The 23,861-nt window shown below is 66.3% G+C and carries 20 protein-coding genes, 1 tRNA gene and 1 pseudogene; 7 read left to right on the forward strand and 15 right to left on the reverse strand.

The annotated features are described in order from the left end of the window. The first annotated feature begins 3 nt into the window (after positions 1-3). Both ABE485_RS16305 and ABE485_RS16310 read left to right on the forward strand, forming a co-directional pair. On the forward strand, positions 4-282 hold the full coding sequence (locus ABE485_RS16305) for a hypothetical protein (RefSeq protein WP_346516309.1): 279 nt from the start codon (positions 4-6) through the stop codon (positions 280-282). Positions 283-293: 11 nt separating this feature from the next. Further along, on the forward strand, positions 294-560 hold the full coding sequence (locus ABE485_RS16310) for an EscF/YscF/HrpA family type III secretion system needle major subunit (protein ID WP_346516310.1): 267 nt from the start codon (positions 294-296) through the stop codon (positions 558-560). A gap of 22 nt (positions 561-582) precedes the next feature. Here ABE485_RS16310 and ABE485_RS16315 read toward each other — a convergent pair whose 3' ends face one another. Further along, positions 583-1,023 carry a type III secretion system chaperone gene (locus ABE485_RS16315; protein ID WP_346516311.1) on the reverse strand — a complete coding sequence of 147 codons (441 nt, stop codon included), beginning with the start codon at positions 1,021-1,023 and terminating at the stop codon, positions 583-585. 162 nt (positions 1,024-1,185) lie between these two features. Here ABE485_RS16315 and ABE485_RS16320 point away from each other — a divergent pair, with 162 nt between their 5' ends. After that, positions 1,186-2,112, forward strand: coding sequence for a hypothetical protein (locus ABE485_RS16320; protein ID WP_346516312.1), 927 nt, complete (start codon positions 1,186-1,188; stop codon positions 2,110-2,112). Further along, a complete protein-coding gene (locus tag ABE485_RS16325; RefSeq protein ID WP_346516313.1) occupies positions 2,109-3,884 on the forward strand; it encodes a patatin-like phospholipase family protein in 1,776 nt (591 codons plus the stop codon). The genes ABE485_RS16320 and ABE485_RS16325 overlap by 4 nt, the downstream gene beginning before the upstream one ends. A 63-nt stretch (positions 3,885-3,947) precedes the next feature. Here ABE485_RS16325 and ABE485_RS31240 read toward each other — a convergent pair whose 3' ends face one another. The 5 genes from ABE485_RS31240 to ABE485_RS16350 form a co-directional block, all read right to left on the reverse strand. After that, entirely contained in the window at positions 3,948-5,426 is a 1,479-nt protein-coding gene (locus ABE485_RS31240) for a glutamate-cysteine ligase family protein (RefSeq protein ID WP_430795432.1), read from the reverse strand. 929 nt (positions 5,427-6,355) lie between these two features. Further along, positions 6,356-7,114, reverse strand: a complete 759-nt coding sequence (locus ABE485_RS16335; protein ID WP_346516315.1) for a SagB/ThcOx family dehydrogenase — start codon at positions 7,112-7,114, stop codon at positions 6,356-6,358. A 5-nt stretch (positions 7,115-7,119) separates the two neighbouring features. Continuing rightward, positions 7,120-8,424, reverse strand: coding sequence for a YcaO-like family protein (locus ABE485_RS16340; RefSeq protein ID WP_346516316.1), 1,305 nt, complete (start codon positions 8,422-8,424; stop codon positions 7,120-7,122). After that, complete coding sequence (locus ABE485_RS16345; RefSeq protein ID WP_346516317.1) at positions 8,421-8,942, reverse strand: hypothetical protein; 522 nt, start codon at positions 8,940-8,942, stop codon at positions 8,421-8,423. Before ABE485_RS16345 ends, ABE485_RS16340 begins: the two co-directional genes overlap by 4 nt. A gap of 22 nt (positions 8,943-8,964) precedes the next feature. Beyond that, on the reverse strand, positions 8,965-9,783 hold the full coding sequence (locus ABE485_RS16350; RefSeq protein WP_346516318.1) for a hypothetical protein: 819 nt from the start codon (positions 9,781-9,783) through the stop codon (positions 8,965-8,967). A gap of 34 nt (positions 9,784-9,817) precedes the next feature. Between ABE485_RS16350 and ABE485_RS16355 the strand changes: the two genes are divergently transcribed. Next, on the forward strand, positions 9,818-10,462 hold the full coding sequence (locus ABE485_RS16355) for a phosphatase PAP2 family protein (RefSeq protein WP_346516319.1): 645 nt from the start codon (positions 9,818-9,820) through the stop codon (positions 10,460-10,462). Positions 10,463-10,622: 160 nt separating this feature from the next. On the opposite strand, the gene ABE485_RS16360 is transcribed toward ABE485_RS16355, so the two are convergent. From ABE485_RS16360 to ribD, 5 genes and pseudogenes are all read right to left on the reverse strand, one after another. Beyond that, positions 10,623-10,713: transfer RNA gene (locus ABE485_RS16360), tRNA-Ser, on the reverse strand. 133 nt (positions 10,714-10,846) lie between these two features. Continuing rightward, on the reverse strand, positions 10,847-12,400 hold the full coding sequence (locus ABE485_RS16365) for a SpoVR family protein (protein ID WP_346516320.1): 1,554 nt from the start codon (positions 12,398-12,400) through the stop codon (positions 10,847-10,849). Continuing rightward, positions 12,397-13,732 (reverse strand): annotated as a pseudogene (locus ABE485_RS16370) (YeaH/YhbH family protein). Before ABE485_RS16370 ends, ABE485_RS16365 begins: the two are co-directional and overlap by 4 nt. 15 nt (positions 13,733-13,747) lie before the next feature. Then, positions 13,748-15,664, reverse strand: a complete 1,917-nt coding sequence (locus tag ABE485_RS16375; protein WP_430795433.1) for a PrkA family serine protein kinase — start codon at positions 15,662-15,664, stop codon at positions 13,748-13,750. An 851-nt stretch (positions 15,665-16,515) separates the two neighbouring features. Next, positions 16,516-17,667, reverse strand: coding sequence for a bifunctional diaminohydroxyphosphoribosylaminopyrimidine deaminase/5-amino-6-(5-phosphoribosylamino)uracil reductase RibD (gene ribD / locus ABE485_RS16380; protein WP_346516322.1), 1,152 nt, complete (start codon positions 17,665-17,667; stop codon positions 16,516-16,518). A 178-nt stretch (positions 17,668-17,845) separates the two neighbouring features. On the opposite strand from ribD, the gene ABE485_RS16385 reads away from it, so the two are divergent. Together ABE485_RS16385 and ABE485_RS16390 are read left to right on the forward strand one after the other, a co-directional pair. Further along, entirely contained in the window at positions 17,846-18,409 is a 564-nt protein-coding gene (locus ABE485_RS16385; protein WP_346516323.1) for a cysteine hydrolase family protein, read from the forward strand. Positions 18,410-18,428: 19 nt separating this feature from the next. Beyond that, on the forward strand, positions 18,429-19,403 hold the full coding sequence (locus tag ABE485_RS16390; protein WP_346516324.1) for a GlxA family transcriptional regulator: 975 nt from the start codon (positions 18,429-18,431) through the stop codon (positions 19,401-19,403). Positions 19,404-19,450: 47 nt separating this feature from the next. Here the strand turns inward: ABE485_RS16390 and nrdR are convergent, their stop codons facing one another. The 4 genes from nrdR to tyrS form a co-directional block, all read right to left on the reverse strand. Beyond that, positions 19,451-19,930: a transcriptional regulator NrdR gene (nrdR, locus tag ABE485_RS16395; protein WP_008163080.1), complete on the reverse strand. Its 480-nt coding sequence runs from the start codon at positions 19,928-19,930 to the stop codon at positions 19,451-19,453. A gap of 208 nt (positions 19,931-20,138) precedes the next feature. Then, entirely contained in the window at positions 20,139-21,389 is a 1,251-nt protein-coding gene (gene glyA, locus ABE485_RS16400; RefSeq protein WP_346516325.1) for a serine hydroxymethyltransferase, read from the reverse strand. A 313-nt stretch (positions 21,390-21,702) separates the two neighbouring features. Further along, positions 21,703-22,356, reverse strand: a complete 654-nt coding sequence (locus ABE485_RS16405) for a YbhB/YbcL family Raf kinase inhibitor-like protein (protein WP_346516326.1) — start codon at positions 22,354-22,356, stop codon at positions 21,703-21,705. A gap of 71 nt (positions 22,357-22,427) precedes the next feature. Continuing rightward, positions 22,428-23,657 carry a tyrosine--tRNA ligase gene (gene tyrS / locus ABE485_RS16410; protein ID WP_346516327.1) on the reverse strand — a complete coding sequence of 410 codons (1,230 nt, stop codon included), beginning with the start codon at positions 23,655-23,657 and terminating at the stop codon, positions 22,428-22,430. Between the last annotated feature and the right edge of the window lie 204 nt (positions 23,658-23,861).

Raw genomic sequence — 23,861 nt, forward strand, 5'->3', positions numbered from 1 at the left:
CCCATGAACACGCCCACCGCCCTGACCGAACTGGAACAACGCCTTGCCGCCCCCGGCGGCGCGGAACTGGGCGCATCGCTGGCCGCGCGCCTGGCGCGGCTGGAACACGCCGCCCGCACCCGGCTGGACGCGGGCCTGCCGCCCGCCGCGTTCCAGGATTGCGTCGCCGTGGCTGAAGCCGCCAAGGCGGCCCGCGAAGTCCTGGCGCAGCACCCTTCCCAATCCACCCCGGACGCCGGCGCGCCGCGACGGCCGTCCGCATTCAATCCCCTGTCCCGCTAAGGAGACGCAGCATGGCAATCAACGGTCTTTCCGGCTCGTCCGGCCTGAACTTCAACACCGTCAATAGCACCATCTACGACAGCATCCGCACGCAGGAAACCAATCTGCAGTCGACGCTGGCCAACATGGGCACCAACGCCGACGGCAGCGTGTCGCAGGCGCAGATGCTGCAGATGCAGCAGCAGATCCAGCAGTGGACGATGATGATCGACATCCAGAGCACGATCACCAAGCAGATCGCCGATTCGCTGAAGGGCGTGATCCAGAAGTCGAGCTGAAGGTCCGGGCGGCGTCGCCGCCCTATACCGACTGCATCATGAAGGCGGGGTTGCGCCGCAGCGCATCCACGTCCGGCTCCGCGCGCGCGCTGCGCTTCTCCCAGGCTTCGGCCTGGGCAAGCAACGCGTCGATCGCGGCCATCAGGGTGTCGGCGCGGCAATCGGCGCGCGGCACGCCCAATTGCAGGTGCAAGCGCCCGTCGGGCGCCGCGCAGGCCACCACGCCGCCGCCGGCCTGCATGAAATTGCTTTGCGCGGCCAGCAGCGCCAGCGCGCCGTCCATCTTGCCCCCGACGGCGCACGACAGCAGTATCTGCGCGCGCGCGCCGTGCTCCATGATCTGCACCAGATGCCGGCCATCGAAGGCAAGCTGGCACAGCCCGCCTTCCGCGGGCGCCAGGGCGGGTATGCCCAGGGTCTGGCCGAGTTCGGAGAGGATCCGGGCGAATAGGGGATCTGACACGGTAGGCTAAGGAGCTGCGGCCGCGAAGTCCAGGCGGCTGCGCAAGCTGGGGCGGAAAAGACGAGGCGCCATCTTACCCGCGTTCAGTGCGCCGGCCAATCGGGGAACTCACTGGCGGACTCCCGTTACTCACGGACCAGATTCCACTCCGTGAGGCCCCCAATGGCACACAACTCGATTTCCGACATCGCGCAGGCCGCCGCCGAGTACACGCGCGCAGTCTTCCACCCCGCCGGCGACGCGCCGCCGCCCGCGCAATGGGCTGTTCCGCTGGACGACCAGCGCCAGCTCGGCATGGCGACCAACCCGAACGAAGGCAGCGTCGTGCTGACCGCCTGGCGGCGCGCCTTCCAGGACGCGCCGGATACCGACGACCTGATGGGCGAGGCCCTGCTGCGCCGCACGTTCGACACGCGCATGGGCGCCGGCCTGGTCGGCGGCATCACGCCCGAGCTGGGCGTCAGCCTGAGCGTGCCGCTCTACGCCGCCTGCGACGCCCAGCCGCTGCAGGATGCGGCCGAAGCGCTGCTGCGCGAACTGGACCAGATGGAGGACGCGCCCGGCGAAGCCGCCGACGCCCTGCCCCTGCTGCCCGCCGACGCGCGCGCCCTGCCCGGCGATGCGCAGCGCGCCGAGCGTGATCTGGCGCGATTGGCCCGGAGCTGCGGCCTGGACGCCCTGCCCGCCGGCGCCCGCCAGTTCGACCTGCTGTTCGACGACCTGCCCGGCCGCATCACGCTGCATCCGTCCAACCGCCTCATCGTCGCGGACTTCTACCTGCACGACGCCGTGGCCCTGCTAGGCAGCCTGCGCCGCGCCGTCATCAAGGGCGCCCTGCTGATCAACCAGAACGCGCTGCGCGGCAACGCCTTCGCCATCGGCCTGGACAGCCGCGATTTCGTGGCCGCCACCGCCCGCATCGCGCTGGACCGGCTGGACGACGACATCTGGCCGCGCTGGCTGCAGTACCAGGTGACGCAGGCGCTGGACACGCGCGCGCTCGTCAGGAGCCTGTCGCTGGAGAACGCGCAGGTCGCGTTTGGCGGCACCGGCGGCGCCGTGTCGGTCGCACCGGGAGAACTGGCATGACGAACATTTCCAGCCAGATCCAGAACAGCGCCAGCGCCCAGGTCTGGCAGGCGCCGGCCCAGGCCCCCACCTCGCTGCTCGGCCAGCTCAAGGGCCTGTTCGTCACGCCCGACAGCAACGCCGATCACGTGCAGGCGGCCAAGCAGTCTTTCACGCAGTACTTCATGCAGGAGTCCCGCGCGCTGGTCGACATGATGGGCCCGAAGGGCATCGAAGGTTTCGCCGGCGAAGCGGTGGCGAAGTTCGAATCCATCATGCAGCGCACCTTCGACGCGCTGCCGCGCAAGGAAGACGGCTCGGTCGGCGGCAAGGACTTCGCCTCCGCCATGAAGAAGGCCGGCTCGCAGGCCGCGATGGCGCTGGACCGCCTGAAGGTGGACGCCGCGCGCAACGAATTGCTGTCCAACCTGCGCCCGGCGGACACAAGCCCGCAGATCATCCCGCACAAGGGCAAGTTCGTCGTCATCCGGCCCGCGCCGCAACTCGAAAACCTGGTGCTGCGCGGCGGCGGCGCCAAGGGCATCGGCTACAGCGCCGCGCTGGACCAGATGGAGAAGTCCGGCATGATGGCCGGCCTGAAGAACCTGGCCGGTTCCTCCGCTGGTGCGTTGACGGCCACCTGCCTGGCTTGCGGCCTGTCGGCGTCGGAATTCGAAAGCGGCCCCGCGGACGCGCTGTTCCGCCCCGGCGTGCTGGACGCGCTCAAGGGCGGCAGCGACCTCACCCGCCTGTATCCGGACCTGCAAATGGAGGGTGGCCTCGCGCCCGCCGTCGCCTCGCTGAAGGTCGTGGACCAGAGCAGCGCCAACAGCGTCGCCGCCTTCCTGAACAGCAACTGGAACAACCCCGCCTTCCAGGCCAGGCTGGCGCAGCTTGACCCCGTGGCGCAGGTCCGACTGGACGAACTGCGCCAGCCGCAGGATTTCGACGACAACCGGCAAGGCAAGATGGTCACCTTCGGCGACCTGAAATCGATGCATGAACTGGCGCCCGACAAATTCAAGAACCTGACGCTGACCGGCTGGAACAAGACCGACCAGAAGGAAATGTATTTCGACGCGCAGACCGCGCCCGACATGCCGGTCGCCTACGCCGCGCGCATGTCGATGGCCTTCCCCATCGCCTTCAAGGCCGTGTCGATCGAGATGGACGGCGAAAAGAAGGTTTTCGCCGACGGCGGCATCGGCAGCAACATGCCGTCCGAGGTGTTCCTCAAGCCCAACGACGCCACCGGCGCGCGCGTGCATCTGGACGACGGCGCAAAGGGCGAGATGCGGGCCCGCACCCTGCTCCTGACCTTCGACGAGAACGGCAAGGGCTACCAGATCATGCACGGCGGCAAGCCCGAGCCCAAGCCGCAAGGCGTGCTGGACAAGGTCAAGGCGTTTTTCGTGAACCTGATCACCAGCCATCCCGACCAGGCCGGCGCCAACCTGAAGGACCAGAAGAAGGTGTGGAATGCCGGGCCGAACGCCCTGCCGGTTTTCCATGGCGACATCAAGACGCTCACGTCCAGCATCAGCGACGAGACGCAGCACCAGGCCCACATGCTGTCCGCCTGGAAGGCGCTGGAGCAGATCGACGCCCGCACGCAGCAGGCCTACTCGATGCGATGCGACTCCCTGGAAGAAGTGGCGGCCATGCTGACGCCCGACGAAAAGCTGGCGCTGCAGTCCCTGCCCAGTCCGGACGCGCAGCAGTCGCGGCTGCTGGCGCTCATCAATGGCCCGGGCAACGGCGCGCCGCCCCCGCTGACGATGCTGCAGGTGTAGCCGCGGCCCGGCCTGCCCGGATCCGCCCCGGTCTCGGGATGCGGTCCGGGTTGCGCTGCCGGGTCAAAGCGGCAGCGCCGCCCTCGCCCGACACACGGCCTGCAGGCGGCTGGAATCGCCGGCATGGCCGCGCCACAGCCGCAATAGCCGGTCCGCGCCGGTGCTGCGGCTGTCGGCCACGTAACGCGCGTAGTCCAGCCAATGCCGTTCGCCGGCATCCAGCCCGCCTGCGGCCACGGCCAGCGTGTCGCGCGCCAGCGCGCACACGGCGTCGTCGTCCAGCGCGTGGCGCATCGCCTCGGCCCGCAGGCCGCGCAGACGCAGCCAGCTCCATTCGCGCACCAGGTCTTCCGCCTGGTCCAGGTTGCGCATGAGGCCCAGCTGCAAAGCGGACGGCGCCATCACCGTGGTGGCCGCCACCGCCTCGCCGGCTTCCTGCACCAGTTGCGCATCGGCAAAGCCCGCGCCCGGCGCGCGCCCTTCGATATACCCCGTCACGCCCAGGCCCGCATACAGTTCTTCGATGCCGCCGGGCCGCTGCCACGCGTCGCGCAGCGCCTGCAGCGGCGGCGGCGACTGCAGGCGATAGCGCCATCGCGCGTCCAGGAAATGCGCGAACTGCGAGTACTCGAAATGCCCGCCGTGCGGCGTCACGGTCACGGCCGCGCCCGTGTCGGTGCGCAATCCCGGCCAACCGTCGGACGCCATGAAACGCGACAGCGCCGGACTGCCCTGCAGGTACACGCCCACCGCCGACTTGTAGCCGTCCTCCACCGCCAGGGGCAGGCAACGGCTTGCCGTCCCGGCTCCGAACATCCAGCGGAAATAATCCCCGAGGTCGGCGAAGGGACGTTCGGGCAACCGCTGCAGATAGTGATCGCCCGCGTAGCGCGAATAGCGGAACATGCGGTCCCAGACCGTCAGCCGGTTCTCCTTGAAGCCGGTTTCGCGGCCGTTCTCCAACGGGCTGTTTGCAAACAGCGCCACGCTGGCGGGCGCCAGCGCCAGCACCACGTTCAGCGCGCGCGCCGCCTGGCGCACGTCGATCGACGTGCACGGGCTGTTCTGCGCCTTGGCGTCGATGCCCACGCGGTGCAGCCACTCCCGGTGTCCAACCAGTTCGCGGTAGATGGGGCGCGGCACCTGCACGGCGGCGTACCAGGCCGGGTCCAGCGTGCAGGCCGGGTGCTCGGACACGTTCAGCACCATCGCGCCTTCCGCATCCAGCGCCGCCTGCGCGTCTTCCAGTTCGCGCCGCACGCGGCGGCCCAGTTCCGCCAGTCCGCCCTGTTCCGCGGACACCGGCGCAAAGGCGGTCTCCAGCAGGTTGAAGCCATTGTCCAGCCCGCTCTCGCCCGCGGCCACCAGCACCCCGGCATCCCGCCCGGCAATGCGGTACAAGTCCGGCAGTTCATCGCGCGCGGCCTTGATCCCGGCCAACCGCCCGAAGTAGCCCGCCACAGCATGACTGGCGCCCGTGTCGCGGCGCGCCACGGCCATCTCCATCTCCAGGCCGAGCGTTTGCCCGGCGCGCGGGATCATCGGGGGGCTCCGGCGCTGCGCGGGACGCAAGCGCGGCCCGGAACAGGGGCGTGGTCGGCGGACATGTGGGGGTCTCTGTAAAAAACACGATCGTGCGTGCTTAGTAACCGTTACCGCCTGGTCGTTCCCTGGCCCAGGCCAGCATCGACTCCGTGCATGAAGGGGAGCGGCAGATGTATGTGCTGGACGTGTCGCCGATCGTGGGCAATGGCGCTTAGCCGGGCACTTCAGGGATTCGATGGTGTACTCGAGCAGGATGACGTAGTTGCCGTACGCCAATTCATCCGGCTTGCGCAGTACGGCAACCATGCCGTCCTTGCAGAACAGCGCGCCGCCATCGTCTTCGAGCATGCGCCAGCCGTCGTGCGCCAGCCAGGCCCTGTTTGCCAGGTAGATGACCTCGTTCCAGGGATAGACGCTGTATTCCAGCGAAATGCTGGCCTTGCCCGGCCTGTCCACGTCCTTTCGGGTTCGCGGCGCACCGTTGATCGCGTCCATGTGAACGGCGACGTTGCGCAGCAGCGGATACTTCTCGGCCGCGTGCGGCGGCAGGAACTGCTGCACCAGCGCGATCCACGCCAGCCACAGCGGCAACAGCAACCATCCGAAGCGACGCAACTGGCTATCCACCGCTTGCAGGTCCAGGCCTCGGCTGTCGCGCTCGATCAGGGGCTGGCCGCGCTGCGCGCTGAAACCTGCCTCGATCGAATCGGCCCGCAGCCACAGGAGCGCACGCCGGCTGGTCAGGAACGCAAGCCAGCCCGACGAAATCGCCAGCGCGTCGCCCCTCGGCGCAAACCAATACTCATCGTTCGCGTACCAGACCGCGAGCATGACGATGATCGGCGCCGCGTGAAGCACCCAGACCAGCCCGTGATGAACAGCACGGGCAACCCGCGGGCCCGCGCCCGCCATCTGATAGAGCCAGCTCATGTCGTCGGACCGCGGCTTGCATCGGCGCCCGGCCCGCACGCGTATGCCAGCACCGCCAGATGCCGGGATGCGTCCAGCTGCAGCAGGTCCAGCACGGCCTCATCGTGAAACGACCCGATCGCGCAACCCGACCATCCCATGTCAGCCGCCTGCTGGCCCAGCGCGCCCAGATACACGCCCGCCTCGATCAGCAGGAAGCGCCCGCCTCGTTCACCATACTTGGCCAGCATGGTTTCGGGCCGGCCAATCAAGAAGACCACCGCGGCCGGCGGCTCGGGCCAGTCGACGCCCAGCATGCCGGATAGCGCGGGCCAGGCCGGACAGTCGCCGACCGGCGCGAGGCCGTGGCTGGCGCTGTCGTACCAGGCGATCCGGCCTTGCCACGCCGACGGCATTCCGGCATGGCGCAGGGCCACGTAGACATGCAAGGGATACTTGCCCCCGCCCGACGGCAATAGCCGGTTCTCCCGGCCCGCGTGCGCTCGCAGCGGGTGCAGCAGCCGGCCCAGTTCTTCCGGTGAAACCGGCGACGCGCCAAAGCGCCGCGCGCTTTCGCGGCGGGCCAGGCGCCGCGCTTCGTCGCCCGGCGCGTCCGGCAAGGGCTGGGCCGCCTGGCCATGCCGGGGCGCCGGCGTGCCCGGCGGGCGCACGGCATCAGCGGCGATACGGCGGCCCAGCAGCGCCGCACGGGTGGGATTGAGCTCGCCGTTCTGCCAGAACAGCCGGAACAACGGCGCGTCGGAAGGTTCAGTCATGCGCGTCAGCCCAGGGGGTGCGGCAAGGGGTTGGGAAACGCGGTGCGCCGCGTGCTGCCGGGATAGCGCCACGCCACATCGCCGCAGCGCCCGCCGAGAAACGGCGCCCGCTCATCGGCATGCAGGCCGCTCAGTTGAGGCGACAGCACCCGCACGACGCGCAGGCCGCAAGCGGCGACATCGACCGTCGTCAGCTCACGGTAGTAGAGGTCGATGCCATTCGCGCCAAGCGCGTCGACCACCGCGTGCACCGCTGCCGCGGGCGACGCGATGCCTTCGTCGGGCACGGGCACGGGCGCCGCGCGGCCGGTGCGCTGCGCGTGCGCCAGCAGCGCGATCTGCCGCCAGAGCTCGGGACGCAGGGTGTAGAACACCGCATGCTCGTCGAAACGCCGCAGACGATCGGGATCGCGCGGCAGGCTGCCGGCCTGCCGGTTCGCGAGATGCGCAGCGAACGCCAGCGATTGCGCCCATTCCATCAATGCCTTGTGCAAGGCCGCGCCGGCGGTGGCGCGGCACGCGATGCCCAGCACATGGCGGGGCCGCCCTTGATAAGGCAGGCCGCCCGCCACCGCGATCACGGGGTGCGGATTCCAGGCCTGCGTCAGGTCGAACACCGCCAGTTCGCCGCCGCGTTCCACGGCGTAGGCGTGCCAGTCGGCCGGAGCATCCAGGCGGCGTCCGCCCAGGCCATTGAGCCAGGTGACGGCCAGCGCATCGCGTTCCAGCACCTCCTGCGCGGCACGCAGCACGGCCAGCCAGGGGCCCTCGGCGGCGTCGCGCCAGGCGGCCAGCCCGCTGGACGTGGAAGGCAGGCGCGCGTCGCCCGCGCGCGGACCCAGCCCCACCAGTTCCTGAGGAACCCAGCGTTCCCTGTTGTCGCCCAGGTGATGCACCGGCGCGAACAGATCCGTGTCATGGCGGGCCATGGGCCAGGGAAAGCCGTCGGCGCCGCGCTGCGCCGGACTGAACAGCGCGAACGCGTCTTCGTCCAGGCGCTGAGCCGGATCCAGCGATGCGCGTGCGCGCAAAGGCAATTCAACGCGCGCCGCCGCAAGGCGTTCCAGCGCTTCCGCGATCGCGCCTTGCCGCGCGGCGTCCTCATCCACGCCCACCGCGCCCGACACCGTTTGCCACGCATTGACGGGATCGCCAGGGACGGCCGCATTGGCCAGCGCCAACCCATCGAGCAAAGGTCCGAGCGCGTCACAGGCCTGCGGTTCGACACCCTGCGCCGGCAACACCAGGCCGCAGCGCGTGCCCGCCGCCCGATCCAGCAAATGACGCGACAACAGGCCCGGCAGGGTCACAGATTCGACATCCAGACGTACATCTCGAAGGCCGCGCAGACCCCGATGGCCGCCAGCATCACCACCGCAACGATGGCGCCGCGCCCCGGCGACCGCTGCGAGCGCTCGTAGACCATGCAGAAAATGCCGATGTAGACCGCGCAGAACAGGATGGCGGCGAAGCCCAGGCTCAAGCCAAGGCCAGCCAGGCCTCCCAGCGTGGCCAGCACCAGGGCCAGGGCGCCCAGCAGCCTGCGCGTGCCGGCCGCCATCGGCGGCGAGGACAGGCCCGCCGTGGGAATGTTGCCAGCGGGCTCTTTCACCGCAGGCGGGAGCGCGGGTTCCGGCGCCTGCCCCTCGATCGGTTGGACGGCAGGCGGCCGCTCGCCAAGATTGGCGAAAATCGATGCGGTAATGACGCTGGCCGCCCCCAGTGTCACCACGCAGCTCGAGCACGTGGTGGAGGTCGAACCACCGCCCGCGGCCGCCAGATGGTCCTGGCGCCCGTCGGGATCAAACTGGCTGGGCATGCGATACATGACTGACTGACTCCTTGATGGCCTACTGGCCGGCGTGCCAGGGAAGGTGCAGCATTCCCGTGGCCGTGGCGGTGCCGCACACCGGACACCATGGCAGTTGAAACACCTTATCGCGCGTGCTGGCCAATGTCTGCAGGTTCAGGCTGACACTGTATTCGACAAACGGCAGCAGGCCCTGGCCCGCCGCGAGCAGCGGTGCCAGCAGCGCCGCCAACAGTTCGGGACGGCATGCGGCGGGACCGGCCGGCATGGGCAAATCGCCCCAGCGGTGCGCCACGCGGTTGCCCAGGCAGGCAAGGCAGGCCGTCTGCCCCGGCACGACGTAGGGGCCGATGCAGACGGTATGGTGGTAGGCCGCGTCAACGAATAGATGGGGCGTGTCCGGGCGCAGGCCGGCGTATTGCGCCAGCGCCTGCTGCCAGCTCGCATTCGTGCGCACGATGATGTCGATGGCGTTCTCGCCGCCGCCGTCCGCGCCAGGCTGCGCCTGCAGCGCTTCGGCCAGGCCGGGCAGCGGATCGCCGAGCCAGCTCAGGCGGTATCCCGTGACGGGACGCACCGCCCGTGCCGGGGCCAACGCGCCGGCCCGCTGAATCTGCCGCGCCGCGGCGCCGCAGCGCGGATCGTCGAGCAGCGTGGCCAGGCGCTGCTCTTGCCACGCCGCCAACACCTGCCGGGCCACATCGTCGGGCGCGGCCTCGTCTACGATATAGCTCTCATCGGAGCCCGCCGTCAGGACGAGCAGGAGCTGGCCATCGTGTTGCTGTTCCATCAGCGTCCAGGCGGGGTGGTTGACCCAGTCACTGGCGGCCAGGGACAGCGTGCCGGAATGATCGTTCATCGAAAGCGAGTCGTCTTCACTTAGGGAACCGGATATGGATTCTAGCGGTAAGGGCAGCGCCGCGCTGGCGAACGCCGAACCCTGGCGCGAAGCGCTGGCGTGGATGCTGTCGCTGAGCCTGCTGTTCATGGTTGGCTACAGCGCCAGCAACCGCATGGCCGCGGCCAGCGCGAATCCTGCCTCATGGCATGGCGCGTGGGATGCCGCGGTTCCGTTCTGGGCCTGGACGATCTGGCCCTACCTTGCCCTGAACCTGATGTTTCCGTGCACATTCTTCGCCTTCGACACCGTGCGCAGCCTGCGCACGTTTGCCGCGCGCATCGCGGCGGTACAGCTGGCGTGCTTCGCAAGCTTCGTGCTGCTGCCCACATTCAATGCGCGCACGCTGCCGCAACCGGACGGCGTGACGGGCATGCTCTTCGCGCAACTGCGCGCCTTCGAACAGCCGGTCAACATGTTCCCGTCGCTACATGCGGCGGTCCTGCTGCTGGTGTGGCGGGCGTGGCTGCCGCGCCTGCGCGGCCATCATGCGGCAACGCTGGCCTGGCATGCCTGGTGCCTGCTGATCCTGATCTCCACCGTCACGACCTGGCAGCATGATCTGGCGGATATTGCCGCAGGCCTGGCGCTGGGCGGGGTGGCGCTGGCCGTACCTTGTTGGCGCCAACGGCCCGCTTGATTCGCCCATAGCAGCCGAACCCCGCCATGGCATGCCTGTGCGGGACGAGTTCATGGGGTTGCCGACAGCGCGCGCTTCGGCAGCCCAGACAAGAAAAAACCCGCACAGCCATGGCTGGTGCGGGTTTTCGGGCATTGCTGAGCAATGCTTGCAAGAATTCTGGCGGACAGAGGGGGATTCGAACCCCCGATACGCTTTTGACGTATACACGCTTTCCAGGCGTGCGCCTTCAACCGCTCGGCCACCTGTCCTACTGCACTTTCTGCGGCAAAGTTTCTGCTGCGAAAAATGCGAATCCGCGATTCTAGCAGAATCCTGGCAGCCACAGCAAGCTGGCAAAGAAAAAGGGACGCACTACGCGCGTCCCTTCCCCTGCCGGCGCCGTTACACGGACGCCGGTGGGTCCTGCTCCCGGTAGGAGCTGATCGTGCCGTCCGGCTCGGTTTCCTCCAGCCGAACGCGAAAGCCCCACAAGCGGGCCAGATGCTTCATGACCTGCTCGGCATCCTCGCCCGCCAGGGGCCGGCCGCGGCTCTTCAAGTGGCGCAGCACCAGCGAGCGGTCGGTATCGCGATTGAAGCGGATGACCTGGATGTCCGGCACCTGGTTGTCGCGGTTGTGCTGCGCGGCCAGCAGGCGCCGGATGTCGCGGTAACCGTCGTCGTCGTGGATGGCGGCCACTTCCAGCTTCGGGTTGGCTTGGTGGTCGGAAATCGCGAAGAACCGGAATTCGCGGATCAGGCGCGGCGACAAGTACTGCGAGATGTACGACTCGTCCTTGAAGTTGCGCATGGCGAAGTCCAGCGTCTTGAGCCAGTCGCCGCCCGCGATGTCCGGGAACCAGCGGCGGTCCTCGGGCGTGGGCGCCTCGCAGATGCGGCGGATGTCCGACATCATCGCAAAGCCCAGCGCGTACGGATTGATGCCGCCATAGCCGCGCTCATCGAAGCCGCGCTGGCTGACCACGTTGGTGTGGCTTTGCAGGAACTCCATCATGAAGCCGTCGTTCACCAGTCCTTTTTCGTGCAGGCGGTTCAGGATGGTGTAGTGCCAGAACGTGGCCCAGCCTTCGTTCATGACCTTGGTCTGCGTCTGCGGATAGAAATACTGCGCGATCTTGCGGACGATGCGCACCAGCTCCTTCTGCCAGGGGGCCAGCTTGGGCGAATACTTCTCGATGAAGTACAGCAGGTTTTCTTCGGGTTCCGGCGGAAACACCGACGCGGCGGCGCGCGTGTCCTTGTCGGCTTCCATGCGCGGCAGCGTCCGCCACAGATCGTTGTACTGCAGCCGCGCGTGCTCCTGGCGCTCGGCCTGGCGGGCGGCCTCTTCCTTGTACGATACGGGCGTCGGCCGCTTGTAGCGGTCCACGCCGTGGTGCGACAGCGCATGGCACGAATCCAGCAGCGCCTCGACCGCATCGATACCGTAGCGGTCCTCGCAGGACATCACGTACTTGCGCGCGAACACCAGGTAGTCCAGCACGCCGTCGGCGTCGGTCCACTGGCGGAACAGGTAATTGCCCTTGAAGAACGAGTTGTGCCCGTAGCAGGCGTGCGCGATCACCAGCGCCTGCATCGTCATGGAGTTCTCTTCCATGAGGTAAGAGATGCACGGGTTGGAATTGATGACGATCTCGTACGCCAGCCCCTGCATGCCGCGGCGGTAGAACTGCTCGTTGCGGATGAATTCCTTGCCGTATGACCAGTGCGGATAGCCAATGGGCAGGCCGGCCGACGCATAGGCGTCCAGCATCTGTTCCGAGGTGATGACCTCGATCTGGTTCGGATACGTGTCCAGCCCGTACTCGCGCGCGACCTGGGAGATCGCGTCGTCATAGGACTGGATCAGTTCGAACGTCCATTCGGAACCCTGGGAGATCGGCCGGGCCCCGCCGGCCGATTCCGGCTCCACGAGCGCACCCACGATGGCATTCATGCGGTCTCCTTCTTGAACAGGTCATGGAACACGGGGAAGATTTCGCCCCGGTCGCAGATGCGCCGCATGACGAAATGCGGCTCCAGTTTCTGTTCATATTCCGCCCACAGGCTGCTCTTGCGCGCCTCCTGCGAATCGGGGATTTCAATATAGGCAAAGTAGCGCGTCGACGGCAGCAGGTGCTCCGCCAAGAAGCGCGCGCTCTTGCCGGCGTCGGCGCCGAACGAATCGCCGTCGCTGGCCTGCGCCGCATACACGTTCCAGGCCGAAGGCGGATAGCGCTTTTCCAGGATCTCGCGCATCAGCTCCAGCGCGGACAGCACGATGGTGCCGCCGCTCTTGGGGTCGTAGAAGAACGTCTGTTCGTCCACTTCCTCGGCGTTGTCGGTGTGGCGGATGAAGACCAGGTCCACGTGCTCGTACTTGCGCGACAGGAACAGGTACAGCAGCGTGAAGAAGCGCTTGGCCAGGTCTTTCTTGCCTTCATCCATGGAGCCCGACACGTCCATCAGGCAGAACATGACGGCGCGCGCCATGGGAATGGCCACCGACACACGGTTGCGATAGCGCAGGTCCAGGTCGTCCAGGAACGGCACGCGGGCCAGGCGCTCGCGGCAGTCCTCGACGTCTTGCTCCCGTTCCTGGATCCGGGCGGCGGGCGCGCCCGCCGCCCGGGCCTCGGCTCGGGGTCCTTACAGATTCTTCTCGCTCACTTTTTTTGCTCGGGGGGGGGGGCGCCCCCCCCCCCCGGGCCTCGGCCAGCGCCTTTTCCGCGTCTTCCAGGTCGGCGCGCGCCTTCACGCTCAGCGCCACCCGCCGCGCCAGGGACGACTTGAGCGTGCGGCTGATGCTCAGCATGCTGGGCGAACCGGTGGTGGTATAGCCCGCGCGCTGCCACTTCTTCTGGCTGACTTCGCCCAGCTGGTTGCGCGCCAGGTGAGGCAGCTCCAGATCCTCGAAGAACAGGTTCAGGAACTCGGCCCGCGACAGGCTGAAGGTGAACTGGTCCACCGATTCGCCTTCCCCCGGTTCGGACCCGCCCTCTCCCTGGCCGCCCTGCGGCCGGTCGAAGGTGTCGCCCTTGGCGAACTCGCGGTTGCCCGGATGCACCAGCTCGCGGTCGCCGCCCGCGCCGTGCCGGAAGGTCGGCTCGGAAATATCGCGGGCGGGCAGGTTTATTTCCCCGCCCTGGTCCATGTCCTGGATCGAGCGGTCACGGATCATCCCGTGGACCGCCTTGCGGATCTGGTCCTTGTAACGCCTAAGAAAGCGCTCCCGGTTAACGGCGCTTTTATTGCGCCCGTTAAGACGGCGATCGATCAGTGAATTCATGATTCACCTCCTCGCTCAGGAAGACTTCCTCACACGGAGATACCACTCGCACAGCAGCCTGACCTGCTTTTCCGTGTAGCCCTTTTCAACCATCCGGTCCACGAAGCTCTGATGCTTGGACTTGTCCTCGGCCGACGCCTTGGCGTTGAACGAGATCACCGGCAGCAGGTCTTCCGTGTTCGAGAACATCTTCTTCTCGATCACCTCGCGCAGCTTTTCATAGCTGGTCCAGGTCGGGTTGCGGCCATTGTTGTTGGCGCGCGCCCGCAGCACGAAGTTGACGATCTCGTTGCGGAAGTCCTTCGGATTGGCGATGCCCGCCGGCTTCTCGATCTTTTCCAGTTCGTCGTTCAGCGCGCTGCGATCGAAGCTTTCGCCGGTTTCGGGGTCGCGGAATTCCTCGTCCTGGATCCAGCAGTCGGCAAACGTCACGTAGCGGTCGAAGATGTTCTGGCCGTATTCAGAGTAGGACTCCAGATAGGCGGTCTGGATTTCCTTGCCGATGAACTCCGCGTAGCGCGGCGCCAGGAACCCCTTGATGAATTCCAGGTAGCGGCGGCGGATTTCCTCGGGATAGTCTTCCCGGCCGATCCGCTGCTCCAGCACGTACATCAGGTGCACCGGATTGGCGGCCACTTCCGTCTGGTCATAGTTGAAGACGCTGGACAGGATCTTGTACGCGAAGCGCGTCGACACCCCGTTCATGCCTTCGTCGGTGCCGGCGTAATCCTTGTATTCCTGCAACGCCTTGGCCTTGGGATCCACGTCCTTCAGGCTTTCGCCGTCGTAGACCCGCAGCTTGGAATAGATGCTGGAATTCTCGGGTTCCTTCAGGCGGGTCAGCACCGAGAACTGTGCCATCATGTCCAGCGTTCCGGGCGCGCACGGCGCTTCGGACAGCGAGCTGTGATGCAGCAGCTTTTCGTAGATGCGGACTTCTTCGGACACCTGCAGGCAATAAGGCACCTTGACGATGTAGATACGGTCAAGGAAGGCCTCGTTGTGCTTGTTGTTGCGGAAGGTCTGCCATTCCGATTCGTTCGAGTGGGCCAGGATGGCGCCATTGAACGGGATCGCGGAAAAGCCTTCGGTACCCTTGAAGTTGCCTTCCTGGGTGGCCGTCAGCAGCGGATGCAGCATCTTGATCGGCGCCTTGAACATTTCCACGAATTCAAGCAGCCCCTGGTTGGCCAGGCACAGGCCGCCGGAATAGCTGTAGGCGTCCGGGTCGTCCTGAGAGTGGCGGTCGAGCTTGCGGATGTCGACCTTGCCGACCAGCGAAGAAATGTCCTGGTTGTTTTCGTCGCCCGGCTCGGTCTTGGCGATGGCGATCTGGCGCAGCACCGACGGATTCAGGCGCACGACGCGGAACTTCGAGATGTCGCCGTCGAATTCCTTCAGCCGCTTCACGGCCCAGGGCGACATGATGCCGGTCAGGTAGCGCCGCGGAATGCCGTACTCTTTTTCGAGCGTGTCGCCGAAGCGTTCGGGATGGAACAATCCGAGCGGAGACTCGTTTACCGGCGATCCTTTCAAGGCGTAGATGGGATAGCTTTCCATCAACGACTTGAGCCGTTCGGCGATGGACGACTTGCCGCCGCCCACCGGTCCCAGCAGATAGAGGATTTGCTTGCGCTCTTCCAGTCCCTGCGCGGCATGCTTGAAGAACGCGACGATCTGCCCGATCACGTCCTCCATGCCGTAGAACTCCTGGAACGCCGGATAGCGCCGGATGGTCCGGTTGGAAAACAAACGGGAAAGACGTGGGTCGTTGCGCGTATCCACGATTTCAGGTTCGCCGATCGCGGCCAGCATGCGCTCAGCAGGGCTGGCGTACGCCATGGGATCGCGTTTGGCGAGGTTCAGATACTCCTCGAGGGAGAGCTCCGATTCCTGCTCTCTTGCATACTGCGACTTGAAGCCTTCGACGATGTTTTGCACGGAAACCTCCTACAACACGCGAAAAATTCAATACGTCCCTACATGCCCATTGTGCCTCAGCGCCTGCGCTTTACTAAACAACTTCGCAGTTGGCGATTTCGGCTAGTTGTTATGTTGCTTTCGCCACACATCAACCGTAAGCACTATCGGGCCCTTTCCGTTTAGGCTGCACCCGTTGGATACAAGTTCCGTCAGGGAATGCAACTTACGTGAGCAAGTTCACTCGTTTGCCTTCAGCATATCGCCGCATATTGCGTGCCTGACGCGGCCGCGCATGAAATGGTCAGCAATGAATTGAAGGGATGAGCGATATCCCGGTGGATTCTTATGGGCCGGGAGTAAACCCGGTGACGCCCGCTATGCGATCGCAGCGGGCGGTCTGAACGGCGCTTTGCGTCTTCGTTCAGCAGCGTGCCGGTCGGTCATGAACAACGCCGATGTCGCGGCACGGGAATCCGTGGTGACGAGGGCGCGCGGCACTGTGCGGTGTGGCCGTTAGCGCGTAGCGCCAAGTCATGTGCCTATGCTAAAGCCATTTGACGATTTTGTGGCAATTCATTTGCGCATTGCAGCGCTTGTCGATGGGGTTCGCAACGACAATTGCTCGCTTGCGCATGCCCTCATTGCATCGCGTTGTGCCGCCAGATTTGCATCAGCATCGCGCAAACGTCGGCTGCGCGCGGCTTTCGAGCGATTGGCAGCCGCATGCGCAGAGTGCTAGTAGCCCTTGCTACCGTGCGGATACTCGCCAGCGCAATGACGTGCGCGACGTGAATAAAGTTCGCGCTTCAATGAAAAAACGCGCGCTTCAAAGCGCGCGTTCAGCATCGCGAGTCCGCGAATCACGACAGCGCCGGCAATTCGACGCGCTGCATCAGCTCGCGCCACGTGCCGGCCACGCGCGCACGCACGCACAGGTCCGCGCCGACGCGTGCGGCCTCAATGAATTCGTAGCGCCGGGCGGCATCCAGATGCTCGAGCATCGGCAGGCGCACCATGCCGGCGGCGTCGCCAAGCAGCACCGGCGCCAGATACAGCAGCAGCTCGTCCACGCATCCGGCCGACACCAGCGCGCCGCTCAGGCCGGCGCCGGCCTCGACGTGGACCTCGTTGAACTGTTCCTGCGCCATCCAGCGCATCATTCCGGCAAGGTCCACCCTGCCCGGTTCCGCGCCAGGCAGGCACACCACGCGGGCGTTCCTGTCGGCCAGGCGCGCCGCCTTGGCCGCGTCTTCGCGGGCGGTGAACACGATGACTTGCGCGCCGTCGAACAGGCGCGCGTCCTCGGGAATCTCGAATCTGCCGTCCACCACGGCCTTGCGCGGCTGCCGGGGCGTATCCACGCCCCGCACGTTCAACTGCGGGTCGTCCTTCAGGACGGTGCCCATGCCGGTCAGGACCACGCAACTGCGCGCCCGCCAGCGGTGGCCATCGGCCCGGGCCTGCGGACCGGTGATCCATTGCGACATGCCGTTATGCAGCGCGCTGCGCCCATCCAGCGATGCCGCCATCTTCATCCAGACCCACGGCAGGCCGCGGCTCATGCGCGAAATGAAGCCGGCATTGACCGCCAGCGCCTCTTCCCGGCAGACGCCCGTCGTGACCGCGATGCCGGCCGCGCGCAGGCGCGCCAGCCCCTGCCCGTTGACCAGGGGGTTCGGGTCGCCCATGGCCACCACCACACGCGCGGGCCGGGCCGCCAGCACGGCATCCACGCAAGGCGGGGTGCGACCGAAGTGGCTGCACGGTTCCAGCGTGACATACAGCGTGGCGCCGGCGGCCGATTCGCCGCGCGACTGGACGTCGCGCAGCGCGCAGACCTCTGCGTGGGGGCCGCCCGGCGGCTGGGTCGCCCCTTCGCCCAGCACCCGGCCGTCGCGGACGATCACGCATCCGACCCGGGGATTGGGCGCGGTCGTGTACATGACGGTCTGCGCCAGCGCCAGGGCGCGCCGCATCCAGAAAAGGTCGTCGGAGTCGCTTGGAATGTTCATGCCCAGGATTGTATGTCTGGCCGGGGCCGCGCTGGCAGCGCTTTCCGGCCCGCCCACCACGCCATCGCCGGATGTCCGTTTTAGGCCGTCGGCCGTCTTGGAACGCGCTCGCAAGGACGCCAGATCGGGGTAAAAATAGCGTCATTGCCCTTGAAAACCCAGGCCAGGAGGCCCAGCAATGAAACAGGCACTGATCGTCATCGACGTCCAGGAATCCTTTCGGCAACGTCCGTTTTGGAACGAAGCCGAATATCCGGCGTTTCTATCGCAGATCCAGCCCCTGATCGATTCGGCCGTCGCGAAGGACATTCCGGTCCTGCAGGTGTTTCACAAAAGCCCGTCCAGCGACCCCGCCAACCCGTTCTCGCTGGCTTCGGGGCACGTCAGGACGCTCAAGGAACTGCGGATCTCCCCCACCGCCGTGTTCCACAAGACGGTCCATTCCTCGCTCTACGCGCTGGCTGAGGACGGCGCCTCGCTGCATGACTGGCTGACCCGCCACGGCATCGAAGGCATCATCGTGGCCGGTATCCGCACCGAACAGTGCTGCGAAACCACGGCCCGCCACGCCAGCGACGCCGGATTCAAGGTGACCTTTCCCACGGACGCCACCCTGACCTTCGCCATGCAGAGTCCGTCCGGCAGGGACTACACGCCGGCGGAAATCCGCGACCGCACCGAACTGGTCCTGCAGGGCCGTTTTGCCCGCATCGTACGCGCCGCCGACGCGCTGGCGGCATAAGGCAGGGCGGGAGGCGCGCATGATACCCGTGTACTTTGTCGTGCCGCGGGGCATCGTCCTGCTGGACCTGGCGGGTCCGGCGGAAGCCTTCCGCGTGGCCAGCAAGCTGTGCCCCGACGCGTTCGAACAGCACTTCTGCGGCCCCTCCCGCGACGTCGAAAGCGGCATCCCGGGCCTGCATCTGGCGCACGTCCAGGCCCTGCCCGCGGCGCTGCCGCGCAATGCGCTGGTGATCATTTCCGGCGTGGTGGGCAAGCACACCCGGCTGGACGACCCCGACGCACGCGCCATCGTGGACTGGCTGGCCGTCCGCCACCCCGCCGACGGCTTCACCCTGATGACGGTGTGCGCGGGCGCGCTGTTCGCCGCCGCGGCGGGCCTGACCCGGCAGCGCGACTGCACCACGCACCATTCCTGCCTGGCGCAGCTCGCGGCCCTCGATCCCAGCGCCCGCGTGCTGGACAACCGCATCTTCGTCGAGGACGGCAACCTGGTCAGCAGCGCCGGCATCACGGCCGGCATCGACCTGGCCTTGCACATGGTGTCGCGCCATTGCGGTCCGCGCGTCGCCAGCGAGGTGGCGCGCGACATGGTCGTGTACCAGCGCCGCGCCGGCACGGATTCCGCGCTGTCGCCATGGCTGGACCACCGCAGCCACATGCATCCGGGCGTGCATCGGGTCCAGGACGCGGTCGTGCGGGATCCGGCCGCGCCCTGGTCGGCGCAGTCGCTTGCGGACCAGGCGCACACCAGCCCGCGCCACCTGACGCGGCTGTTCCGCGAGCACGCCGGCTGCACGCCGATGGATTACCTGTACCAGATCAGGGTGGCGCTGGCGCGCGACCTGCTGCGCGACACCCGGCTTGATCTGGAGCGCGTGGCGGAAAAATCGGGATTCGGGTCGGCGCAGCACATGCGCCGCGTATGGCGCAAGTTCCAGCCACTGACGCCCAGCCTGATGCGCGGGGCGCCCGGCGCCGTACCCATGCAATGAACGGCGCCTGAGCGCCGTTCATTGCATGCCGGGCCGCAAAGGGCACCCTATTCCTTGCGCAGCTTGCCCGGCAGCAGCGGCCCCTGCATTTCGCGGATGGCTTCGACGAATTCGCCGATGTCCTCGAAGCTCTTGTAGACCGAGGCGAAACGCACGTAGGCCACTTTGTCGAGCTTGCGCAGTTCGTTCATGACGAGCTCGCCGATGTGTTCGGAGGGCACTTCGCGTTGCCCGCTGGCCAGCAATTGCTCTTCGATGCGGGCGACCGCCGCGTCTACGTCCTCGGTGCTGACCGGGCGCTTGCGCAGCGCCAGGCTCAGGCTGGCCCGCAGCTTGGCGGGATCGTAGTCGCTGCGGCTGCCGTTGCGCTTGACGATGGACGGCATGGCGAGCTCCACCCGTTCGTACGTGGTGAACCGCTTGTCACAGGACAGGCAGCGGCGGCGACGGCGGATGGCGTCTCCCTCTTCCGAGACCCGGCTGTCGACGACCTGCGTTTCGGCATTGCCGCAAAATGGACACCGCATGTGTGATCCCTAAAGGCGCTGGAAGCAATAATTGAGCATATTGTAACGATGCGCCCCCTGCAAAGCCCCAATAGGGACGAATTCGTCCCCAATAGTGGCGCCAGGCGCCCGCCATCGCCAGGAAAAAGAAAGGGACGGCGCCTGGCGGGGCCGTCCCTTTGTCTTACCCCCTGAAGCGCCGGCGTGGCCGCGCCCAGGGGTCGCGTGCTTACTTCTTGCCGTACACCGGCAGGCGCGAAGTCAGTTCGTTGACCTTGGCGCGCACGGCGGCGATGTTGGCTTCATCGCGCGGATTGTCCAGCACATCGGCGATCAGGTTGGCGGTGAGCTCGGCGTCGGCCTCGGTGAAACCGCGCGTCGTCATGGCCGGCGTGCCCAGGCGGATGCCGCTGGTCACGAAGGGCTTTTCCGGGTCGTTCGGAATGGCGTTCTTGTTGACCGTGATGTGTGCCTGGCCCAGCACGGCTTCCGCTTCCTTGCCCGTGATGCCCTTGGAACGCAGGTCCACCAGCATGACGTGGCTTTCGGTGCGACCCGAAACGATGCGCAGGCCACGCTTGACCAGCGTGTCGGCCAGCACCTTGGCGTTCTTGACCACTTGCTGCGCGTAGTCCTTGAACGACGGCTCCAGCGCTTCCTTGAAGGCCACCGCCTTGCCGGCGATGACGTGCATCAGCGGACCGCCCTGGATGCCGGGGAAGATCGCCGAATTGATGATCTTCTCGTGCTCGGCCTTCATCATGATGACGCCGCCGCGCGGGCCGCGCAGCGACTTGTGCGTGGTGGACGTGACGAAGTCGGCGTGCGGGACCGGGTTGGGGTAGGCGCCGCCGGCAACCAGCCCGGCGTAGTGGGCGATGTCGACCATGAACAGCGCGCCGTTTTCACGGGCGATGCGGGCCATGCGTTCGAAATCGATGTGCAGGGCATAGGCCGACGCGCCCGCCACGATCAGCTTGGGCTTGTGTTCCTTGGCCAGCTGTTCGACCTGCGCGTAATTCAGGACTTCGTTTTCGTCCAGGCCGTACGAGATGAAGTTGTACAGCTTGCCCGATGCGTTGACCGACGCGCCGTGCGTCAGGTGGCCGCCTTCGGCCAGGCTCATGCCCAGCACGGTGTCGCCCGGCTTGAGCACGGCCATGTACACGCCCTGGTTCGCCTGCGAACCCGAGTTGGGCTGCACGTTGGCGGCTTCGGCGCCGAAGATCTGCTTCAGGCGGTCGATGGCCAGCTGTTCGACCACGTCCACGTATTCGCAACCGCCGTAATAGCGCTTGCCCGGATAGCCTTCGGCGTACTTGTTCGTGAGCTGCGTGCCCTGGGCTTCCATGACGGCCGGGCTGGCATAGTTCTCCGAAGCGATCAGCTCGATGTGCTGCTCTTGGCGCTCGTCTTCCTTCTGGATGGCGGCCCAAACGTCCGGGTCAGCCTTGGACAGGGTGATGTTGCGGTCAAACATGACGGGGGTTTCCTGAAGCGGTAAGAAAGGAGAAAACTGCGTCGGGTGGGTAAACCCGGAGAATGCTGTGTAGTTTACCCCGTCGCGCGGGATCAATTGCCGCCAAAAACGCCAGAACCCGGGCAAATTACGGCGGACGGGCGCGAAAACCACGCCATCGCCCCGGGCGCGGAAATCCGGTTCATGGCGACTTGAGAAAGTTTCATGCAAACGCTCCGCCGGCGGCGCCGGCCATCGCGGCCCGGGCGTAGAGGGTCGCCGCCGCAAATAAAAAGGGCCGCATAAGGCGGCCCTGCGTACAGCCCAGGCGGGGTCAGGCCGAGGTGGCGCCGATCTGCTTGGGTGCCAGGTTCGGATTGAGCGTATAGGTACCCGTCAGCGAAGCCTGCGCCAACTTGTGCTTCTGGATCGCGCGCAGGGCGTCCTCGCCAGTGAAGGATCCCTGCAGGTTCAGGCTGGGCACATCCAGCGCGTACAGCGTAAAGATGTAGCGATGGACCAGCGCATCGTTCCAGGGCGGGCACGGGCCGTCATAGCCGAAGTATTCGCCGCTCATGTCGTGGTCGTTGGCGAACCACGAGGAATAGGAGTTGATGCCCTGGCGCGCGTCCATCGGCGCCAGCGGGCCGCCCTTGCCGCGCGGCGTGATGCCGTTGGAGAACGCGCCTTCGTCGATCTCGCGCAGGTCGGCCGGCAGATCCACCAGCACCCAGTGGAAGAAATCCACGCGAGGCAGGTCGGCCGGCACTTCGCGGCCTTCCTGGTTGACGTCGTCGGGGCGAGAAGGCACATCGGGATCGTGGCAGAGCAATGCGAACGACTGCGTGCCCGCGGGGACGTCGTCCCAGGAAAACTGCGGGTTGAAGTTGTCTGCCAGCGCGACGTGCGATTGCGCATCGATCCTGCCGAAGGCATAGCGTTCGGGGATCGACTCGTGATCGGAAAAAGACAAACTCGAAAGTTCCATGTCGTGCTCCTTTAAGTGCCGCAAAGGCGCCCTGCCCCTGTCTGTACCCTCAGCGTATCAAAACTTCGCAATTACGGGTTCAAGTTAACACGCGCGAACTTGCGCTTGCCCACCTGAACGACGTAAGTCCCCGCCGGCAATTGCAACGATTTGTCTTCCACGCGATCGCCGTTGACGCGCACCCCGCCCTGCTCGACGTTGCGCTGCGCTTCCGAGCCCGAGGCGACCAAACCGGCCTCGCGCAGCAGCTTCAGGATGCCCACCGGCGCGCCGCCGATGTTGACTTCGGGCATGTCCTCGGGGATGGCGCCGTCGCGGAAACGCGCCTCGAACGCGGCCAGCGCGTCGTCCGCCGCCTTGGCGGAATGAAAGCGCGCGATGATTTCCTGGGCCAGCATGACCTTGGCGTCGCGCGGATTGCGGCCGCCGTCGATCTCCTGCTTGAGCGCGGCGATATCCTCCAAAGAGCGGAACGACAGCAGTTCGAAGTAGCGCCACATCAGCGTGTCGGAAATCGACATCAGCTTGCCGAACATCGAATCGGGCGACTCCGAAATGCCGATGTAGTTGCCCTTGGACTTGGACATCTTCTCTACGCCGTCCGTCCCCACCAGCAGGGGCATCGTCAGGATGCACTGGGGCTCCTGTCCATACTCTTTTTGCAGCTCGCGGCCGACCAGCAGGTTGAACTTCTGATCGGTGCCCCCCAGCTCCAGATCCGACTTCAGCGCCACCGAGTCGTAGCCCTGCATCAGCGGATACAGGAATTCATGCACCGAGATGGGGATGCCGCCCTTGAAACGCTTGGTGAAGTCCTCGCGCTCCATCATGCGGGCCACCGTGTAGCGGGAAGCCAGCTGGATCATGCCGCGCGCACCGAGGGGATCGCACCATTCGGAGTTGTAGCGGATCTCGGTGCGGGCCGGATCCAGCACCAGGCTGGCCTGCGCGTAATAGGTCTTGGCGTTGGCCTCGATCTGTTCGCGCGTCAGCGGCGGGCGCGTGCTGTTGCGGCCGCTGGGATCGCCGATGGTGGACGTAAAGTCGCCGATCAGGAAGATGACGTTGTGGCCCAGGTCCTGCAGCTGGCGCATCTTGTTCAGAACCACCGTGTGGCCCAGGTGGATGTCCGGCGCGGTGGGATCCAGCCCCAGCTTGATGCGCAGGGGCACGCCCGTGGCGCGGCTCTTGGCCAGCTTGCGGGCGAACTCGGACTCGACCAGGAGCTCATCGCAGCCGCGCTTGGCTATACGCAGGTCGGCTTCGACTTCGGGGGTGATGGGGGCTTCGGATGGTGACATGACAGGGGGCCAATGCGGCTTCAGCCGACAAAAAGGTGTAAAAAGTGACGAAAACTATCGAAAATTCTAGCCGAATCGGCTAGGATACCGCCCTAATCATACGCAACTGTCATATGTACGCAGTTGTGGTCGCTCTACCACCCGCTGTTCACAAGATGCGCCCCGCGCCAGCCCTTGCCCCGGAAACGGTGCGCGCGAGGGCAG

The sequence above is a fragment of the Achromobacter spanius genome, assembly GCF_039673305.1.
GTDB lineage: Bacteria > Pseudomonadota > Gammaproteobacteria > Burkholderiales > Burkholderiaceae_B > Achromobacter > Achromobacter spanius_F.

Excerpts from the sequence above, each read along its gene's own strand:
- ABE485_RS16345 (WP_346516317.1), bottom strand. The coding sequence starts at position 8,942 with ATGTATCGCATGCCCAGCCAGTTTGATCCCGACGGGCGCCAGGACCAT.
- ABE485_RS31240 (WP_430795432.1), bottom strand. The coding sequence starts at position 5,426 with ATGATCCCGCGCGCCGGGCAAACGCTCGGCCTGGAGATGGAGATGGCC.
- tyrS (WP_346516327.1), bottom strand. The coding sequence starts at position 23,657 with ATGTCACCATCCGAAGCCCCCATCACCCCCGAAGTCGAAGCCGACCTG.
- ABE485_RS16385 (WP_346516323.1), top strand. The coding sequence starts at position 17,846 with ATGAAACAGGCACTGATCGTCATCGACGTCCAGGAATCCTTTCGGCAA.
- ribD (WP_346516322.1), bottom strand. The coding sequence starts at position 17,667 with ATGAACATTCCAAGCGACTCCGACGACCTTTTCTGGATGCGGCGCGCC.
- glyA (WP_346516325.1), bottom strand. The coding sequence starts at position 21,389 with ATGTTTGACCGCAACATCACCCTGTCCAAGGCTGACCCGGACGTTTGG.
- ABE485_RS16350 (WP_346516318.1), bottom strand. The coding sequence starts at position 9,783 with ATGAACGATCATTCCGGCACGCTGTCCCTGGCCGCCAGTGACTGGGTC.
- nrdR (WP_008163080.1), bottom strand. The coding sequence starts at position 19,930 with ATGCGGTGTCCATTTTGCGGCAATGCCGAAACGCAGGTCGTCGACAGC.
- ABE485_RS16405 (WP_346516326.1), bottom strand. The coding sequence starts at position 22,356 with ATGGAACTTTCGAGTTTGTCTTTTTCCGATCACGAGTCGATCCCCGAA.
- ABE485_RS16335 (WP_346516315.1), bottom strand. The coding sequence starts at position 7,114 with ATGACTGAACCTTCCGACGCGCCGTTGTTCCGGCTGTTCTGGCAGAAC.
- ABE485_RS16305 (WP_346516309.1), top strand. The coding sequence starts at position 4 with ATGAACACGCCCACCGCCCTGACCGAACTGGAACAACGCCTTGCCGCC.
- ABE485_RS16390 (WP_346516324.1), top strand. The coding sequence starts at position 18,429 with ATGATACCCGTGTACTTTGTCGTGCCGCGGGGCATCGTCCTGCTGGAC.
- ABE485_RS16355 (WP_346516319.1), top strand. The coding sequence starts at position 9,818 with ATGGATTCTAGCGGTAAGGGCAGCGCCGCGCTGGCGAACGCCGAACCC.
- ABE485_RS16310 (WP_346516310.1), top strand. The coding sequence starts at position 294 with ATGGCAATCAACGGTCTTTCCGGCTCGTCCGGCCTGAACTTCAACACC.
- ABE485_RS16365 (WP_346516320.1), bottom strand. The coding sequence starts at position 12,400 with ATGAATGCCATCGTGGGTGCGCTCGTGGAGCCGGAATCGGCCGGCGGG.
- ABE485_RS16320 (WP_346516312.1), top strand. The coding sequence starts at position 1,186 with ATGGCACACAACTCGATTTCCGACATCGCGCAGGCCGCCGCCGAGTAC.
- ABE485_RS16325 (WP_346516313.1), top strand. The coding sequence starts at position 2,109 with ATGACGAACATTTCCAGCCAGATCCAGAACAGCGCCAGCGCCCAGGTC.